14 protein-coding genes and 1 other RNA gene are annotated in these 17,165 nt (G+C 53.0%); 11 read left to right on the top strand and 4 right to left on the bottom strand.

What is annotated here, in order from left to right; all coding sequences use genetic code 11:
• Positions 1 to 54 precede the first annotated feature (54 nt).
• The 9 genes from epd (at position 55) to J1782_RS23895 (ending at position 11,966) form a co-directional block, all read left to right on the top strand.
• Complete coding sequence (gene epd / locus J1782_RS23935; protein ID WP_217154022.1) at positions 55 to 1,071, top strand: erythrose-4-phosphate dehydrogenase; 1,017 nt, start codon at positions 55 to 57, stop codon at positions 1,069 to 1,071.
• A 72-nt stretch (positions 1,072 to 1,143) separates the two neighbouring features.
• Positions 1,144 to 2,307 (top strand): phosphoglycerate kinase, encoded by a 1,164-nt coding sequence (gene pgk / locus J1782_RS23930; protein ID WP_165059159.1) that lies wholly within the window; start codon positions 1,144 to 1,146, stop codon positions 2,305 to 2,307.
• Positions 2,308 to 2,436: 129 nt separating this feature from the next.
• Positions 2,437 to 3,516, top strand: a complete 1,080-nt coding sequence (gene fbaA, locus J1782_RS23925) for a class II fructose-bisphosphate aldolase (RefSeq protein ID WP_165059161.1) — start codon at positions 2,437 to 2,439, stop codon at positions 3,514 to 3,516.
• A 134-nt stretch (positions 3,517 to 3,650) separates the two neighbouring features.
• Entirely contained in the window at positions 3,651 to 4,733 is a 1,083-nt protein-coding gene (locus J1782_RS23920; RefSeq protein WP_152327755.1) for a LacI family DNA-binding transcriptional regulator, read from the top strand.
• Between the two features lie 137 nt (positions 4,734 to 4,870).
• Entirely contained in the window at positions 4,871 to 7,969 is a 3,099-nt protein-coding gene (locus tag J1782_RS23915; protein WP_217154021.1) for a beta-galactosidase, read from the top strand.
• Positions 7,970 to 8,029: 60 nt separating this feature from the next.
• Positions 8,030 to 9,298: an MFS transporter gene (locus tag J1782_RS23910; protein ID WP_152327757.1), complete on the top strand. Its 1,269-nt coding sequence runs from the start codon at positions 8,030 to 8,032 to the stop codon at positions 9,296 to 9,298.
• Positions 9,299 to 9,433: 135 nt separating this feature from the next.
• Positions 9,434 to 10,315, top strand: coding sequence for a small-conductance mechanosensitive channel MscS (gene mscS / locus J1782_RS23905; RefSeq protein WP_152327758.1), 882 nt, complete (start codon positions 9,434 to 9,436; stop codon positions 10,313 to 10,315).
• A 170-nt stretch (positions 10,316 to 10,485) separates the two neighbouring features.
• Positions 10,486 to 11,103 (top strand): arginine exporter ArgO, encoded by a 618-nt coding sequence (gene argO, locus J1782_RS23900; RefSeq protein WP_152327759.1) that lies wholly within the window; start codon positions 10,486 to 10,488, stop codon positions 11,101 to 11,103.
• A gap of 122 nt (positions 11,104 to 11,225) precedes the next feature.
• Complete coding sequence (locus tag J1782_RS23895; protein ID WP_193333203.1) at positions 11,226 to 11,966, top strand: oxidative stress defense protein; 741 nt, start codon at positions 11,226 to 11,228, stop codon at positions 11,964 to 11,966.
• A gap of 62 nt (positions 11,967 to 12,028) precedes the next feature.
• On the opposite strand, the gene J1782_RS23890 is transcribed toward J1782_RS23895, so the two are convergent.
• Positions 12,029 to 12,931, bottom strand: coding sequence for a LysR family transcriptional regulator ArgP (locus J1782_RS23890; protein WP_101075345.1), 903 nt, complete (start codon positions 12,929 to 12,931; stop codon positions 12,029 to 12,031).
• Between the two features lie 215 nt (positions 12,932 to 13,146).
• Between J1782_RS23890 and rpiA the strand changes: the two genes are divergently transcribed.
• Together rpiA and serA are read left to right on the top strand one after the other, a co-directional pair.
• Entirely contained in the window at positions 13,147 to 13,809 is a 663-nt protein-coding gene (gene rpiA, locus J1782_RS23885) for a ribose-5-phosphate isomerase RpiA (RefSeq protein ID WP_152327761.1), read from the top strand.
• 340 nt (positions 13,810 to 14,149) lie between these two features.
• Positions 14,150 to 15,388, top strand: a complete 1,239-nt coding sequence (serA, locus tag J1782_RS23880; RefSeq protein ID WP_165059167.1) for a phosphoglycerate dehydrogenase — start codon at positions 14,150 to 14,152, stop codon at positions 15,386 to 15,388.
• Between the two features lie 352 nt (positions 15,389 to 15,740).
• Here the strand turns inward: serA and asr are convergent, their stop codons facing one another.
• The 3 genes from asr to ssrS form a co-directional block, all read right to left on the bottom strand.
• Positions 15,741 to 16,160, bottom strand: coding sequence for an acid resistance repetitive basic protein Asr (gene asr / locus J1782_RS23875; protein WP_217154020.1), 420 nt, complete (start codon positions 16,158 to 16,160; stop codon positions 15,741 to 15,743).
• 180 nt (positions 16,161 to 16,340) lie between these two features.
• The gene (locus J1782_RS23870) at positions 16,341 to 16,937 is read right to left on the bottom strand and encodes a 5-formyltetrahydrofolate cyclo-ligase (RefSeq protein ID WP_217154019.1); all 597 of its coding nucleotides are present in this window, start codon (positions 16,935 to 16,937) and stop codon (positions 16,341 to 16,343) included.
• 39 nt (positions 16,938 to 16,976) lie between these two features.
• Positions 16,977 to 17,160, bottom strand: a non-coding RNA gene (ssrS, locus tag J1782_RS23865) — 6S RNA.
• Positions 17,161 to 17,165 lie beyond the last annotated feature (5 nt).

Below are 17,165 nucleotides of genomic sequence, written 5' to 3'. Positions count from 1 at the left end.
GCATTACTATAGGTGTTACTGATATTGAGTAACAACCGTGTAACAGGGAGATGTATGCCAATACGTATTGCAATTAATGGCTTTGGTCGCATTGGCCGTAGCGTATTGCGCGCATTATACGAATCCGGGCGTCGTGCGGAAATCTCCGTTATTGCCATCAATGAAATCGCCAGCCCTGAAGGCATGGCACATCTGCTCAAATACGACTCCAGCCACGGGCGCTTCGCCTGGGATGTCCGCCAGGAAGGGGAAAACCTTTACGTCGGCGATGACTCCATCCGTTTACTTCATCAGTCTGATGCCAGCCAGTTGCCATGGGGCGAACTGAGTATTGACGTCGTGCTCGATTGCACCGGCGTTTATGGCAGCCGTGAAGACGGTGAAGCTCAGCTCGCGGCCGGTGCCAAAAAAATTCTGTTCGCGCATCCCGGCGGTCATGATCTTGACGCTACGGTGGTTTACGGTGTGAACCACGAGTTGCTCGAACGCCAGCACCGCATTGTGTCCAATGCGTCCTGCACCACCAACTGTATTATCCCTGTGATCAAGCTGCTCGACGATGCCTTTGGCATTGAGTCGGGCACGGTAACGACCATCCATTCTTCGATGAATGACCAGCCGGTCATTGATGCGTACCACGCAGATTTACGCCGTACGCGCGCGGCCAGTCAGTCCATTATTCCGGTCGATACCAAACTGGCCGCAGGGATCACGCGCATCATGCCCAAATTCTGCGATCGCTTTGAAGCTATCTCAGTGCGTGTGCCGACCATCAATGTCACAGCCATTGATTTGAGCGTATTTGTCGAGGGTTCCGTGACGGTAGACGAGGTGAACCAGCTGCTGCAAAAGGCCGCAACGGGCGCTTTTCGTGGTATAGTTGACTATACCGAACTACCATTAGTCTCGACAGATTTTAACCATGATCCCCACAGCGCCATCGTCGATGGAACGCAGACGCGGGTAAGTGGACAGCACCTGATAAAAACACTGGTCTGGTGCGATAACGAGTGGGGTTTTGCCAACCGAATGTTGGATACAACATTGGTAATGTCCGCTAGCGGTTTCTAGTACGGCTGTTCCGGCCTTCTGGCCGAAATTGCCTTCAAGCAACTTTAAAGAGAATCAACGAGAGGATTCACCATGTCTGTTATTAAGATGAGCGATCTGGATTTAGCGGGTAAACGCGTACTGATCCGTGCCGATCTGAACGTGCCAGTTAAAGATGGCAAAGTAACGTCAGATGCACGTATCCGCGCTTCTTTGCCAACCATCGAAATTGCCCTGAAACAAGGCGCACGCGTGATGGTTACCTCGCATCTGGGTCGTCCGACTGAAGGCGAATATAACGAAGAGTTTTCTCTGCTGCCGGTTGTTAACTACCTGAAAGAACATCTGAAATCTCCAGTGCGTCTGGCGAAAGATTACCTTGATGGCGTTGAAGTTGCAGAAGGCGAGCTGGTTGTTCTGGAAAACGTTCGCTTCAACAAAGGCGAAAAGAAAGACGACGAAGCCCTGTCCAAAAAATATGCTGCTCTGTGTGACATCTATGTGATGGACGCCTTCGGTACTGCGCACCGCGCACAAGCTTCTACTCACGGCGTGGGCAAATTTGCACCAATCGCCTGTGCCGGTCCGCTGCTGTCTGCAGAACTGGAAGCACTGGGTAAAGCGCTGGGTAACCCGGCTCGTCCGATGGTGGCTATCGTTGGCGGTTCTAAAGTTTCTACCAAACTGACCGTTCTGGATTCCCTGTCCAAAATCGCTGACCAGCTGATCGTTGGTGGCGGTATCGCGAACACCTTCGTCGCTGCTCAAGGCAACAACGTCGGTAAATCCCTGTACGAAGCAGATCTGGTCGGTACCGCAAGCAAATTGCTGGAAACCTGCGACATTCCTGTTCCTACAGATGTTCGCGTGGCGACTGAGTTCTCCGAAACGGCTACCGCGACGGTGAAGTCTGTAAAAGACATCAAAGATGACGAACAAATTCTCGACATGGGCGATGAGTCTGCATACCGCCTGGCTGAGATCATTAAAAACGCTAAAACCATTCTGTGGAATGGTCCTGTAGGCGTGTTCGAGTTCCCTAACTTCCGTAAAGGGACCGAAATTGTGGCGCAGGCTATTGCTGACAGCGATGCATTCTCTATCGCAGGCGGCGGCGACACTCTGGCGGCTATCGACCTGTTCGGTATCGCTGACAAAATTTCCTATATCTCCACTGGCGGTGGCGCATTCCTGGAATTCGTTGAAGGGAAAGCACTGCCAGCGGTTGTGATGCTGGAAGAGCGTGCTAAGAAGTAATGAACCCTGAGCGGGGAGCCAGCGGCTTCCTGTTCTTCTTTGCCGCGCGAGGGGCTGCACAGTGGAGTTCGCGCGACATAGCAAACCGATTCAATCCATCTACGGCCGACGAATACAGGACAAAGAACTATGTCTAAAATTTTTGATTTCGTAAAACCAGGCGTTATCACTGGTGATGATGTACAGAAAGTTTTCGCTATTGCTAAAGAAAACAAATTTGCTCTGCCAGCGGTTAACTGCGTAGGCACCGACTCTATCAACGCCGTTCTCGAAGCTGCTGCGAAAGTCCGTTCACCGGTTATCGTTCAGTTCTCTAACGGTGGCGCTGCGTTCATCGCGGGTAAAGGCCTGAAAACTGACGTGCCACAAGGCGCGGCAATCCTGGGTGCAATCTCTGGCGCACATCACGTACACCAGATGGCAGAACATTACGGCGTGCCCGTTATCCTGCACACCGACCATTGCGCGAAAAAACTGCTGCCATGGATCGACGGTCTGCTGGACGCGGGTGAAGCTCACTACGCGAAAACCGGTAAGCCACTGTTCTCTTCCCATATGATCGACCTGTCTGAAGAGTCTCTGGAAGAAAACATCGAAATTTGCAGCAAGTACTTAGCTCGCATGGCAAAAATCGACATGACTCTGGAAATCGAACTGGGTTGCACCGGCGGTGAAGAAGATGGCGTGGACAACAGCCATATGGACGCATCTGCACTGTACACTCAGCCACAAGACGTTGATTACGCATACGAAAAACTGAACGCTATCAGCCCGCGTTTCACCATCGCTGCGTCATTCGGTAACGTACACGGTGTTTACAAACCAGGTAACGTTAAACTGACTCCAACGATCCTGCGTGATTCTCAGGAATACGTGTGCAAAAAACACAACCTGCCACACAACAGCCTGAACTTCGTATTCCACGGCGGTTCCGGTTCTACTGCAGCTGAAATCAAAGAATCTGTAGGCTACGGTGTTATCAAAATGAACATCGACACCGACACCCAGTGGGCTAACTGGGATGGTATCCTTCAGTTCTACAAGAAAAACGAAGCTTACCTGCAAGGTCAGTTGGGTAACCCGGAAGGCGCGGACAAACCTAACAAGAAATTCTATGACCCGCGCGTTTGGCTGCGTGCTGCACAGTCCTCCATGGTGACTCGCCTGGAACTGGCATTCAAAGAACTGAACGCAATCGACGTACTGTAATTCTTACCCTTCCGGTGCTTGACCACCGGAATGTGAGGATAATCGTCAAAGGGGCTTCGGCCCCTTTTTTATTGCCTGTTTTCCAGACACAATAGCCTGTTACGTATTTGCGGCCGCACCCCAAAGAGAGAGCCATGAAGCCAAAATCTGTCACCCTCGATGACGTCGCGCGTCAGGCGGGCGTTTCTTATCAGACTGTATCGCGTGTGCTGAATCAGGCGGCGCACGTCTCGGCAAAAACGCGGGATAAAGTTGAGCAGGCCATGGCGGCTTTAAACTACGTGCCGAATCGCGTTGCCCAGCAGCTGGCCGGGAAACAAAGTTATACGCTGGGGCTGGCGACTACCGAACTCGCCCTTCATGCGCCGTCCCAAATTGCTTCTGCAATGAAAACCCGCGCCAATCAGTTAGGTTTTAACGTTGTTATTTCGATGATTGATAACCTGAGCCTTTCTGCCTGCCGCACGGCGGTGAATGAGCTGATGTCTCAGCGCGTCGATGGCGTGCTGATTAACGTGCCGCTGTCAAACGATGATGCGGGCGTCATTGCACAGCTTTGCGGTGATTTACCGGTGCTGTTTCTGGATGTCGATCCGCAGGCTGACGTCTTTAAAATTCTGTTCGATCCGCATTGCGGGGCAGAGCAGGGCGTTGAACACCTTCTGGCGCTGGGGCATCAGAAAATTGCGGTGCTGACCGGCCCGCTGGAATCCATCTCTGCGCGGCTGCGTTACGAAGGCTGGCTGAGTACGCTGGCAAAGCACCAGATTACGCCCTGTGCCATACAGCACGGTGACTGGAGCGCGGCTTCCGGCTATCAGCAGGCATTATTACTGCTCAACCAGCCGGTGCGGCCTACGGCGATCCTGATTGCCAATGATCAGATGGCGCTCGGTGTGTTACGTGCGGTGCATGAATTTGGCCTGCGCGTACCGGAACAGATTTCGGTGATCGGCTATGACGATACCGAAGACAGCGCGTTTTTCTTCCCGCCGCTGACTACCATCAAGCAAGATTTCCGTCTGCTCGGCCACGAGAGCGTCAAGCGGCTGGTTGACCATCTGCATCATCATGGCGATAAGCAGCAATCGTCGCTGTTATTGCCGACCTCTCTGGTGGAACGCCACACAACGTCGAAACCCGGTGAATCTGCCGTTTCTCAGGAAGCACTGTCGCAGGAACTTCTCCGCATCGCCCGCCAGCTCAGCCCGCGCTGATTTACTTTTTTTTTTGCTTCTCCGGCGCGGGATCTGTGATCCGCGTCCCTTTCCCGCACTCCCTTGCTTTACTTAATTGCTCCCTTTACGCATGTTTATATTATTGTGAGCGCATAACAATTTGCATGGGGATTATTATGACATTATCAGCGGATGAAAAACTGTCGTCACTGGCCACCGTTCTGGGGCGCCGTGACTGGGAAAAACCATCATCAACGCAATATAACCGTCTTGCGGCGCACCCGCCTTTTAACAGCTGGCGGGAAAGTGAAGAAGCCAGACGAAATCAAGGTTCCCCTAATATTGTTTCCCTGAACGGGGAATGGAAATTCAGCTATTTTAAGCGGCCAGAAGCCGTGCCCGAACAATGGCTGGAAGGTGACCTCGCGGATGCAGACAAGGTTCAGGTGCCATCTAACTGGCAGCTTGCAGGTTATGATGCGCCGATTTACACCAACGTTCAGTATCCGATCCCGGTTAATCCGCCGTTTGTGCCCGCAGAAAATCCTACAGGTTGTTACTCGCTCACAGTTTCTTTGGAGAACGAATGGCTCAGCAGCGGACAGACCCGCATCGTGTTCAACGGCGTCAGTTCGGCGTTCTATCTGTGGTGCAATGGTCAGTGGATTGGTTATTCACAGGACAGCCGTTTACCGGCTGAATTCGATCTCAGCGACGTGCTTCATGCGGGTGAAAACCGGCTCGCGGTGATGGTGTTGCGCTGGAGCGACGGCAGCTATCTGGAAGATCAGGATATGTGGCGCATGAGCGGCATCTTCCGCGATGTCACATTGCTGCAGAAACCCCGGGAGCAGATCACGGATTACCAGGTGCGCACGCATCTGTTCCACGGTTTTACACAGGCTGAACTGGAAGTACAGGTCAGCGCGGCGGTACCTCAGGAAAGCGCGGCTGATTATCAGGTGCGCGTTCAGTTGTGGCAGGGCGATAAGCAGGTCGCAGAACATCAGCAGGCGCTTGGCAGTGAAATCATTGATGAACGCGGGGCGGCATATGATCGCACCACGCTGCGTCTGCCGGTCAGCCATCCTGCACTATGGAGTGCCGAACAGCCCGCTCTTTATCGCGCGGTGGTTTCCCTGATTTCTCCGCAGGGTGAGCTTATCGAAGCTGAAGCCTGCGACGTCGGTTTCCGTCAGGTGGAAATCAGCAACGGGCTGCTGAAAGTCAACGGACAGCCGGTTCTGATCCGCGGTACTAACCGTCACGAGCATCATCCCGTAAACGGTCAGGTGATGGATGAAGTCACCATGCGCCGTGACATTGTGCTGATGAAACAGCACAACTTTAACGCCGTGCGCTGCTCGCATTATCCGAATCATCCGCTGTGGTACACACTTTGCGATGAATACGGCCTGTATGTGGTCGATGAAGCCAATATCGAAACCCACGGTATGCAGCCGATGAATCGTCTTTCAGACGATCCGGTGTGGTTCAACGCCTTCAGCGAGCGCGTCACCCGCATGGTTCAGCGTGACCGCAACCATCCCTGCATCATCATCTGGTCGCTGGGCAATGAATCCGGCCACGGTGCGAATCACGACGCGCTGTACCGCTGGATAAAATCTGTCGATCCGACGCGTCCGGTGCAGTATGAAGGCGGCGGTGCCAACAGCGCGGCGACCGACATCATTTGCCCGATGTATTCCCGCGTTGAGCAGGATCAGCCATTCCCGGCGGTACCCAAATGGTCGATTAAAAAGTGGATCAGTATGCCGGACGAAACGCGTCCGCTGATCCTCTGCGAATACGCCCATGCCATGGGCAACAGCTTCGGCGGTTTCGATAAATACTGGAAAGCCTTCCGCCAGTTCCCGCGTTTACAGGGCGGTTTCGTCTGGGACTGGGTCGATCAAAGTCTGCTGCGCACCGGCGCAGACGGCGAACGTTATATGGCCTACGGCGGTGATTTTGGCGATACGCCAAACGATCGTCAGTTCTGCATGAACGGACTGGTATTTGCCGACCGCACGCCGCATCCGTCGCTGTTTGAAGCGCAGCGTGCGCAGCAATTCTTCCAGTTCTCGCTCACCGGCACCTCACCGCTGACGATTGAAATTCAGAGCGAGTATCTGTTCCGCCAAAGTGATAACGAACAGCTGGTCTGGCGTATCGAGCGTGACGGCAAAGTCATTTCACAGGGCGAAACGGTGCTGAACATCGCGCCTGACGGCAAACAAGTGTTGGATCTGGGTGATATCCCGCAGGCAGAAGGCGATTTGTGGCTGAACGTCGCGATACACCAACCGCAGGCAACCGCGTGGTCCGAAGCGGGGCACCGCAGCGCCTGGGATCAATGGCAGCTGCCGCAACCGCTCAGCCTGCCGGTGCAGGAGAAAACCTCCACCAGCGCGCCGGTTATGGATCGGCAGGGCGATATGATTTCTGTAGTCCACGGCGCGCAACGCTGGCTGTTCAGTCAGCAAACCGGACTACTGGAACAGTGGTTTGATGACAAAACGCCGCGCCTGCTTTCGGCGCTACGCGACCAGTTTGTCCGCGCGCCGGTGGATAACGATATAGGCGTCAGCGAAGTCACCAGAATCGATCCGAATGCGTGGGTGGAGCGCTGGAAAGCCGCCGGAATGTATCAGCTGGAATCGCGTCTGCTGAATATTTCCGCCGATCAGTTGCAGGATGGCGTGGTGATTACTACCACGCATGCATTTATGGCGGGTGAGGAAGTGCGTTTGCTGAGCCGCAAAAGTTTCCGTATCGATAATCAGGGTGAGTTGCATATCAGCGCCGACGTCAGTGTGGCGGCGAACGTGCCGTCGCCGGGGCGCATCGGCCTGACCTGTCAGCTGGCAGATATCGCGGAAAACGTCCGCTGGCTGGGGCTGGGGCCGCATGAAAACTATCCGGATCGTCGTCTGGCCGCGCAGCACGGGCGCTGGACATCGCCACTCGGCGATCTGTATACGCCGTACGTTTTCCCGACCGAAAACGGTTTGCGCGGTGGGACGCGTGAACTGGAATACGCCGGTTGGACGTTGCAGGGTAATTTCCACTTTGGCCTGAGCCGCTTCAGCCTGCAACAGCTGATGGAAACCAGTCATCGTCACCATTTGCGTGAAGAAGAGGGCACCTGGCTGAACATCGACGGTTTCCATATGGGCGTCGGTGGTGATGATTCTTGGAGCCCGAGCGTCAGCCCTGATTTCCTGCTGACTGCCGGCCAGTATCATTATTCATTCACCTGGAAACGTGCCTGACAGCCTGTGCCGCCGGGTTCATCTCCGGCGGCGAAATATTCAGACGTAAGGAAACTGCGTATGTATTACCTGAAAAATACTAACTTTTGGATGTTCGGGCTGTTCTTCTTCTTCTATTTTTTCATCATGGGTGCATATTTCCCGTTCTTCCCGATCTGGCTGCACGACATCAATCAGATCAGTAAAAGTGACACCGGAATAATATTTGCCAGCATTTCGCTGTTCTCCCTGCTTTTTCAGCCGGTGTTTGGTTTACTGGCCGATAAACTGGGGCTGAAAAAGCATTTGCTCTGGGTGATCACCGGTATGCTGGTTCTCTTCGCACCATTCTTTATTTACGTGTTCGGCCCGCTGCTGAAAATTAATATCTATCTCGGTTCGGTGGTCGGCGGGATTTATCTCGGCCTGATTTACAACGCCGGTGCGCCTGCGATTGAAGCGTATATCGAAAAAGTCAGCCGCCGCAGCAGCTTTGAATTTGGCCGTGCGCGGATGTTCGGTTGTGTCGGCTGGGCGCTGTGTGCGTCGGTGGTCGGCATCATGTTCACCATCAACAACGAATTTGTTTTCTGGCTCGGTTCCGGCTGTGCGGTCATTCTGGCAATCCTCTTGCTGATCGCCAAACCGGAAGTTACGCCTACCGCGCACGTAGTTAATGAACTGGGCGCGAACACCAAACCGTTCAACCTGAAGATTGCCCTTGAGCTGCTCAAAGACCGCAAACTCTGGTTCCTGGCGCTTTACGTGATCGGCGTGTCCTGCACGTACGACGTCTTCGACCAGCAGTTCGCCAACTTCTTTACTTCGTTCTTTGATTCGTCGTCCGAAGGCACACGCGTTTTCGGCTATGTCACCACCATGGGCGAGTTGCTGAACGCCTGCATCATGTTCTTCGCACCGCTTATCGTGAACCGCATTGGCGGGAAAAATGCGTTGCTGCTGGCCGGAACGATTATGTCGATCCGCATCATCGGCTCGTCGTTTGCCTCATCGCCGCTGGAAGTCGTGGTGCTCAAAACGCTGCACATGTTTGAGGTGCCGTTCCTGATTGTCGGCTGCTTCAAATACATCACTTCAGTGTTTGAAGTGCGCTTCTCCGCGACGATTTATCTGGTGACGTTCTGCTTCTTCAAACAGGTGGCGATCATGTTTATGTCCGTCTTCGCCGGGAATATGTATGACCGTATCGGTTTCCACGGCACGTACCTGATCCTGGGATTAGTGGCGCTGACGTTCACCGTGATTTCGGCCTTCACGCTGAGCGGAAGAGGGCCGTTACAGGCTTTCAAAACGCCTGAAACGCTTAAGAACAGCCGCGTAAATTCCTAATCTGATAGCCTTTCTCAACGGGCGGTTGGCACTTCATCGCATTGTTAGTTAACCTTAAAGCACACTTGCTGCCCGCATCGTCGGGCAGCTTTGGTTTCTTGCAGCCCGACAGGGTGTAATTTTGGGGTACTTTAAATGGATGATTTGAACGTTGTAGGCAGCATTAATAATGCTGGCAACTGGTTGGTGAGAAACCAGGCCTTGCTTCTGCATTATGCTGTGAACATTGTGGCGGCTATTTTCATTCTGATCGTCGGTCTGATAATCGCCCGCGTCGTTTCCGGCGGTGTCAGCCGTGTTCTGAAAGTTCGTGGTATTGATATCACGGTTTCTGATTTCCTTTCCGCTATGGTGCGTTACGCGATTATCGCCTTCACGCTGATTGCGGTTCTCGGACGCATCGGGGTACAAACCACGTCGGTGATTGCGGTTATCGGTGCCGCCGGTCTGGCCGTCGGTCTGGCGTTACAGGGCTCGCTGTCTAACTTCGCAGCTGGCGTGCTGTTGGTTATTTTCCGTCCGTTCCGTGCAGGTGAATATGTGGATCTCGGCGGCGTAGCCGGTACGGTGACGCACGTACAGATTTTCTCAACCACTCTGCGTACGCCGGACAACAAAATCATCGTCGTACCAAACGGTAAAATTATTGCCGGTAACATCATCAACAATTCACGCGAACCGACAAGCCGTATCGATATGACCATCGGCGTGGGTTATGACTCTGACATTGATCTGGTCAAATCGATCCTCACCGAGATCATCACTGCCGATCAGCGTGTGTTACAGGATAAAGGCGTCACCGTACGTCTGAACGAAATGGCCGCTTCTACCCTGAATTTCATCGTGTACGCATGGACCAGCAACGGTGATGCGCAGAACGTGAAATGGGATCTGCTGGAATCGTTCAAACGTGCGCTGGATAAAAACAATATCAATATTGCGTATCCGCAAATGGACGTTCATTTGTATCCGGCGGCCCCTGTCGTTGTGGATAAAAACGTACAGCCTGCGGAATAAAGTCGCGGCTTCTCAAAGGGCGCCTGCGGGCGCCTTTTTTGTGTCTGAAAAATGGGCTCCTCACAAATAAGTCAGGCTAATGACCGATTAGAAATATCCATTTCCTCTAATGACACCAAAGCCCTTACACTGCGCGCAATCTCTGTTATTAACTCTTTAAGGATATTCACGTGCTGGCTATTTTCCTGCAAGGACTGGCGATGAGCGCCGCAATGATTTTACCCCTCGGGCCGCAGAATGCGTTTGTGATGAATCAGGGCATTCGCCGCCAGTATCATCTGATGATTGCGTCTTTATGCGCGCTGAGCGATATCGTGCTGATTTGCGGCGGGATATTTGGCGGCAGCGCGCTGCTGAGCAAATCGCCGCTGTTATTAGCGCTGGTAAGTTGGGGCGGCGTGGCATTTCTGCTGTGGTATGGCTGGGGCGCGTTTCGCACGGCATTCAGCAAAAATCCTGAACTGGCGCAGGCGGAAGTGGCGAAGCAAAGCCGCTGGAAGATTGTCGTCAGCATGCTGGCGGTGACCTGGCTCAATCCTCACGTTTATCTCGATACGTTCGTCGTATTGGGTAGTCTGGGCGGAAGCCTGAGCCACGACGAACGTTCGTGGTTTGCGCTCGGCGCGGTCAGTGCTTCTGTGCTGTGGTTCTTCGGGCTGGCCATTCTCGCGGCATTACTCGCGCCCTGGTTAAACACCGGGAAAGTGCAGCGCGTCATCAACTTTATTGTTGGCGTAATTATGTGGGGGATTGCCGTACAACTTGCGCGTCAGACCGGCGTATTTTGAGTTTTTACCCGAAAACAGGTTTTTGTCACTAATCTTAGTTTCAGTTGTAACGGTTTATGCTACGGTTTTGCGGATTGATTGAATTAACTATTGCCAGATCTTTGATGATTAATGGAGGCACTGTGAAACTGAAAGCATTGGCTGTAGCAGCGATGTTGGGATTAGGGACTTTACCTTTAGCGTTGCACGCGGCAGAAGTTCCTGCCGGCCCGCACGTGGTGACATCAGGTACGGCAAGCGTTGACGCCACACCGGATATCGCGACGCTGGCCATTGAAGTGAGCGTATCGGCAAAAGATTCCGCGAGCGCCAAGAAACAAGCCGACGATCGTGTGGCGGAATATTTTGGTTTCCTGCAGAAAAACGGAATTGAAAAGAAAGACATCAATGCCGCGAATCTCAGCACACAGCCGGAATATAATTACCTGAAAGACGGCAGCTCAGAGCTGAAAGGCTACCGTGCGGTGCGTCAGGTTCAGGTGACATTGCGTCAGCTGGATAAACTGAACGATTTGCTGGATGGCGCATTAAAATCCGGCCTGAATGAAATCCGTTCTATCGAACTGGGTGTGGCAAATCCTGATCGTTTCCGTGACGAAGCGCGTCAGAAAGCCATTGATAACGCCACACAGCAGGCAAAGTCTTTGGCAGAGGGCTTCCACACCAAACTGGGGCCGGTTTACAGCATTCGTTATCACGTCGCCAACTACCAGCCAATGCCGGTTGCGCGCATGTTTAAAGCCGCCGCCGCACCCACGCAAAATGATGCCGCTGAAACCTACGAACAGCAAAGCATTCACTTTGATGATCAGGTCGATGTGGTGTTCGAACTGCAGCCGCAGGCACCCGCACCAGCTCAGTAAATATGACGCCGTAATAATGAAAAACCCGCTCCGGCGGGTTTTTTGTTTTCTGCGGCGCTAAATCAGTCCTGACGCAACACCTGATGTCCGTGTGCCAGCAGGGCATCGGTGACTTTACGCATCATGCGGCTTTCCGGCGCAAAGCGGTGCCAGTACAGCATCCGGCGCTGGAACAGGCCGGGCGTCAGGTCGATAAGCTCGCCGCTTTCCAGCTCTTTCTCGATTTGCAGATGCGGGATCATACAACAGGTCGTGCCCTGACGTGCCAGCTGCACAAAGGCTTCCGACGAGTTAACGATATGACACGGCACGCTGCCCGGTGACAAATCGAAGTTCTGTTGAAGGAACGCCTGGTGCATATCGTCGAGATGATCAAACGCAACCGCCGGCGCTTTCAGCAGCGCGGAACGGGTGACGCCGTTCGGGAAATACCGATCGGCAAACGGCTTGGAAGCGACAAAGAGGTAATCCAGCGCGCCAAGTTGATCGACCAGACAGCTCGGAAGCGGCTGCGGCTGAATACTCACCGCGCCGACCACTTCACCGCGGCGCAGACGTTCCTGCGTCCGGGTTTCATCTTCAACCTGCAAATTCAGGCGGATAGGTGAATCGACCAGCACGGATTTCAGCGCCGGTAACAGCCAGGTTGCCAGACTGTCGGCGTTGACCGCCAGCGAAAGCAGCAGCGGCGTATCGTTACTGTCGCTGTTACTGTCACTGCCGAGCCACTCCTCTTCCAGCAATTCCACCTGATGTAACAGGGCCAGTAATTTCTGCCCCTGTTCCGTCGGACGAGGCGGCACGGTACGCACCAGCAGAGGCTGGCCGAACAGATTTTCCAGTTGTTTAATGCGCTGAGAGACCGCCGATTGGGTGATGCAAAGCTTTTGTGCGGCGCGCTCAAAACCGCGCTCACGGATCACCGCGTCCAGTGCCTGTAGCGTTCTATAGTCCGGGCGTTTCATCGGAGTTCTGTCCCTTGGATTTAATTTTATCCGAACACTATGCCACAGATTGTCAGGTTTTGTGGTGAGGAAAATCGGGGCGCTTACAACCCAATTGCACTTAATAAGTGTGATCTGGTCACGCTCTTGTCTGCCCAATCTGCCGGCACATGCTTTATAATCACCGACACTTTTCCGTATTCACGCCACTTACGTTATCAGACAGAGAAGCCATTATGACGCAGGAAGAATTGAAAAAAGCAGTCGGCTGGGCCGCACTGGATTACGTGACTCCGGGCACCATCGTCGGTGTCGGAACCGGATCCACCGCCGCCCATTTCATCGATGCACTGGGTTCGATCAAAGGTCAGATCGAGGGCGCCGTTTCCAGCTCTGACGCTTCAACGGCAAAACTGAAAAGCTTAGGCATTCACGTTTTCGACAGCAACGAAGTGGACTCGCTGGACGTTTACGTTGACGGCGCGGATGAAATCAACGGCTTCATGCAGATGATCAAAGGCGGCGGCGCTGCGCTGACCCGCGAAAAAATCATTGCCGCGATCGCCAAAAAATTCGTCTGTATTGTGGACGCGTCTAAGCAAGTCGATGTGCTGGGTAAATTCCCGCTGCCGGTAGAAGTCATCCCGATGGCGCGTTCTTACGTTGCGCGTGAACTGGTGAAACTCGGTGGTCTGCCGGAATACCGCCAGAACGTTCTGACTGACAACGGCAATATCATTCTCGACGTCCATAATCTGAGCATTCTGGATGCCGTCGCGATGGAAAATAAGATCAACGGAATTGCGGGCGTGGTGACGGTAGGGCTGTTCGCCAACCGTGGCGCCGACGTTGCGCTGGTAGGCACTTCTGAAGGCGTAAAAACTGTCACGCTGAAGTAACCTATCAATAAGCAGAAGATCTGGCTGCTTTTGCTGAAAGCAGCCAGTCATCTCCCTGTCATAACACAATGTTATGAAGATGATAATTTTCTGAATGAATCATCTTTTCTTCAAAAGCCTTAATTTGGTGACTTATGTCACATTTCTCACTATCGCCTCCTGAACGTCTTGCTTTGTAAAATCTAACCAGCAGGAAATGCTGAAAACCAACAGGCGCGGTGAGCCTTCTGCTGTCTGGCAGGCAATCGTTTGTATTGATGATGGCGTATTTTTTGTTATGTTGACTGTGAGCAGTCACCTAGCAGTTCGAATTCAGCCAGAAAAAATATAGGGTCGGGAAATGGCAAAAGTATCACTTGAGAAAGACAAGATTAAATTTTTGTTAGTGGAAGGCGTCCACCAAAGTGCGGTTGATACACTCCGTGCCGCGGGTTACACCAATATTGAATTTCACAAAGGTGCTTTAGATACGGAATCGCTGAAAGAATCGATCCGTGATGCGCACTTTGTTGGACTCCGATCGCGTACTCAGCTGACCGAAGAAGTGTTCCAGGCAGCAGAAAAACTGGTGGCTGTAGGGTGTTTCTGTATCGGTACTAATCAGGTTGACCTGAAAGCGGCAACCCGTCGTGGTATTCCGGTCTTTAACGCACCGTTCTCTAATACCCGTTCCGTCGCCGAAATGGTGCTGGGCGAAATGCTGCTGATGATGCGTGGTATTCCTGAGGCCAACGCCAAGGCGCACCGCGGGATCTGGAACAAACTGGCCGTCGGTTCTTTTGAAGCGCGCGGTAAACGTCTGGGTATTGTCGGCTACGGCCACATCGGTACACAGTTAGGTATTCTGGCGGAAAGCCTGGGGATGCGCGTCTTCTATTACGACATCGAAAGCAAATTGCCGCTGGGTAATGCGCAGCCGATTGCGACTCTGGAAGAACTGCTCAGCACCAGCGACGTCGTGACCCTGCACGTTCCAGAAACGCCAGGCACCAAAAACATGATTTCCGAAGTGCAGCTGGCACAGATCAAACAGGGCGCATTGCTGATCAACGCCTCACGCGGCACGGTGATCGACATTCCTGCCCTGTGCAATGCGCTGCGCAGCAAACATCTGTCCGGTGCAGCTATCGACGTCTTCCCGGAAGAACCGGCGACCAACAGCGATCCGTTCAATTCTCCGCTGTGTGAATTCGACAACGTGCTGCTGACGCCACACATCGGCGGTTCTACCATGGAAGCGCAGGAAGGCATAGGCCTGGAAGTGGCGGGCAAACTGGCGAAATACTCTGACAACGGTTCGACTTTGTCCGCGGTTAACTTCCCGGAAGCCTCTTTGCCAGCGCATACCGAGAAAGCCAGCCGTTTGCTGCATATCCACGAAAACCGTCCGGGTGTGCTGACCAGCATCAACCAGATTTTCGCGGAGCAGGGCATCAACATTGCAGCACAGTATCTGCAAACCAGCCCGGAAGTCGGTTATGTGGTTATCGATGCTGAAACGGATGTCACAACGTTGAACACCGCGCTGCAACTGATGAAAGCGATTCCGGGCACGATCCGTGCGCGCTTGCTTTATTGAGAGATCTGCGCAGTAACAGACTATAAACCGCCGAAAGGCGGTTTTTTTATGCTATTTCCCGCAGACGGGAAGATCTTACCGGATGAGTCGTTTGCCAGATTGCTCAAGGCGTTGAGCCGATGACGGGCGCCATCTCAGGGCACTTCACGAAAATGTCATAAGTAAAAGAACAGGCTGACCAGACCACAGAGGATCAGTGAAGACAGGGTGATTTCGAACTGGAAGCGGCGCAGCATCATCCACAGTACCTCAGGATAAAAACTGGAGAAAAAAACACCCGGCGAACCGGGTGTAAATTTAGCATTTCTGGTAATTGCGAGTTAATACCTCACAAAGACTTCTTGGTAACTTCTTATGCTGCTGGGGTTGCTTTTGTAGCCGGAGCAGCTTTCTTAGCATGTTTCACGTGTTTTTTAGCAGCCTGCGCTTTCTGCGCTACCGGAGCAGCTTTCTTAGCATGTTTCACGTGTTTTTTAGCAGCCTGCGCTTTCTGCGCTACCGGAGTTGCTTTCTTAGCATGTTTCACGTGTTTCTTAGCAGCCTGCGCTTTCTGCGCTACCGGAGCAGCTTTCTTAGCGTGTTTCACGTGTTTTTTAGCAGCCTGCGCTTTCTGAGCGACTTTCTTGTGAGTCTTGTGTTTAGTTACATGCTTGGCCGCAGGCGCAGCGGTCGTTGCAGCAGCAGGTGCCGGAGTAGCGGTTGTTTCAGCAGCGAAAGCGACAGAAGACAGACCCATTGCAGCGGCTACAACCAGAGCTAATACTTTTTTCATGTTTAAATCCTCAGAGATATCGGTTTATGTGTCTGCCCCACTGCGGGGCCGTTGAGAAGATAATAGACATGACGGAATTTATTGTCCGTGAGGGATTGGTTTCGGCGTGTAACGGTATGTATAAGGGGAATTTTCTGAGGGGAGTATTCTCTGAGAGGAGTATCAACAGTCAGCCTATCTTCACCACGTCCACACTTTGCCCGGCGTGATCACTTGCGGCAAAGGCACATCCCAGTGCTCCACCGGCAAGACGTCCACCTGCTGGCAATCATGCGCTAAGCCAATCGGATACGGCCCGCCATCCCGCCAGTGCTCCAGCGTGCGGTCGTAGAACCCTCCGCCCATACCCAGACGTTGTCCGTGGCGGTCAAACGCGACCAGCGGCGTCAGGATGATATCCAACTGAGACAATGGCACAACCTGTGTGACATCAAGTTGTGGCTGGAGGATTTTAAGACGATTGCGTACCAGCGGTGTTTCAGGCGCATAGCGCAGGAACAACAGATGGTGAGGGGAAAACGGATGCAGCACCGGCAGACAGAGCTCTTTTCCTTCCTGCCACAGGCGCTGAATCAGCGGTGTGGTATCAAGCTCTCCGTCGAAGGACAGAAAAACTGAAATCGTGGTGGCAGACTGAATTTCAGGGTGCGCGGCAACGCGATCTGCGGCCTGAAGGGCAAACTCTGTTTGCTGACCGGCAGTCAGATTTTTTCTACGCTGGCGAATTTCATTGCGAATATTTTGTCGGGCAGAAGCAAAAAGAGGAGTGTGCAACATAGATACAAACACCAGAAAGGGATGTACCGAAAAGAAAGGGGAATCTCCGAGATGCCGTCGCAGGCTGTAACCCTTGAACCCATGGTTCAAGGTGAACGTGCTGTCGCAATCTTTAGGCTTCTCGGACGGACCGAGCATGCGCACCGATTACGGATCATCACATTCTGTTGGTACTAATTATCGGCTCAGGGGACGGGCCCGCTGGCGAACATCTCAGAGAAATTTTTT

It is taken from the genome of Rahnella sp. BCC 1045 (assembly GCF_019049615.1).
Lineage (GTDB): Bacteria > Pseudomonadota > Gammaproteobacteria > Enterobacterales > Enterobacteriaceae > Rahnella > Rahnella contaminans.
The sequence above is the reverse complement of the archived record's forward strand: the minus strand, read 5'-3'. Positions and strand labels throughout refer to the sequence as shown.

Bases quoted from the DNA above. Each gene is read 5' to 3' on its own strand.
- epd (WP_217154022.1), top strand. From the start codon at position 55: ATGCCAATACGTATTGCAATTAATGGCTTTGGTCGCATTGGCCGTAGC.
- J1782_RS23915 (WP_217154021.1), top strand. From the start codon at position 4,871: ATGACATTATCAGCGGATGAAAAACTGTCGTCACTGGCCACCGTTCTG.
- mscS (WP_152327758.1), top strand. From the start codon at position 9,434: ATGGATGATTTGAACGTTGTAGGCAGCATTAATAATGCTGGCAACTGG.
- rpiA (WP_152327761.1), top strand. From the start codon at position 13,147: ATGACGCAGGAAGAATTGAAAAAAGCAGTCGGCTGGGCCGCACTGGAT.
- J1782_RS23910 (WP_152327757.1), top strand. From the start codon at position 8,030: ATGTATTACCTGAAAAATACTAACTTTTGGATGTTCGGGCTGTTCTTC.
- serA (WP_165059167.1), top strand. From the start codon at position 14,150: ATGGCAAAAGTATCACTTGAGAAAGACAAGATTAAATTTTTGTTAGTG.
- pgk (WP_165059159.1), top strand. From the start codon at position 1,144: ATGTCTGTTATTAAGATGAGCGATCTGGATTTAGCGGGTAAACGCGTA.
- J1782_RS23890 (WP_101075345.1), bottom strand. From the start codon at position 12,931: ATGAAACGCCCGGACTATAGAACGCTACAGGCACTGGACGCGGTGATC.
- J1782_RS23920 (WP_152327755.1), top strand. From the start codon at position 3,651: ATGAAGCCAAAATCTGTCACCCTCGATGACGTCGCGCGTCAGGCGGGC.
- asr (WP_217154020.1), bottom strand. From the start codon at position 16,160: ATGAAAAAAGTATTAGCTCTGGTTGTAGCCGCTGCAATGGGTCTGTCT.
- fbaA (WP_165059161.1), top strand. From the start codon at position 2,437: ATGTCTAAAATTTTTGATTTCGTAAAACCAGGCGTTATCACTGGTGAT.
- J1782_RS23870 (WP_217154019.1), bottom strand. From the start codon at position 16,937: ATGTTGCACACTCCTCTTTTTGCTTCTGCCCGACAAAATATTCGCAAT.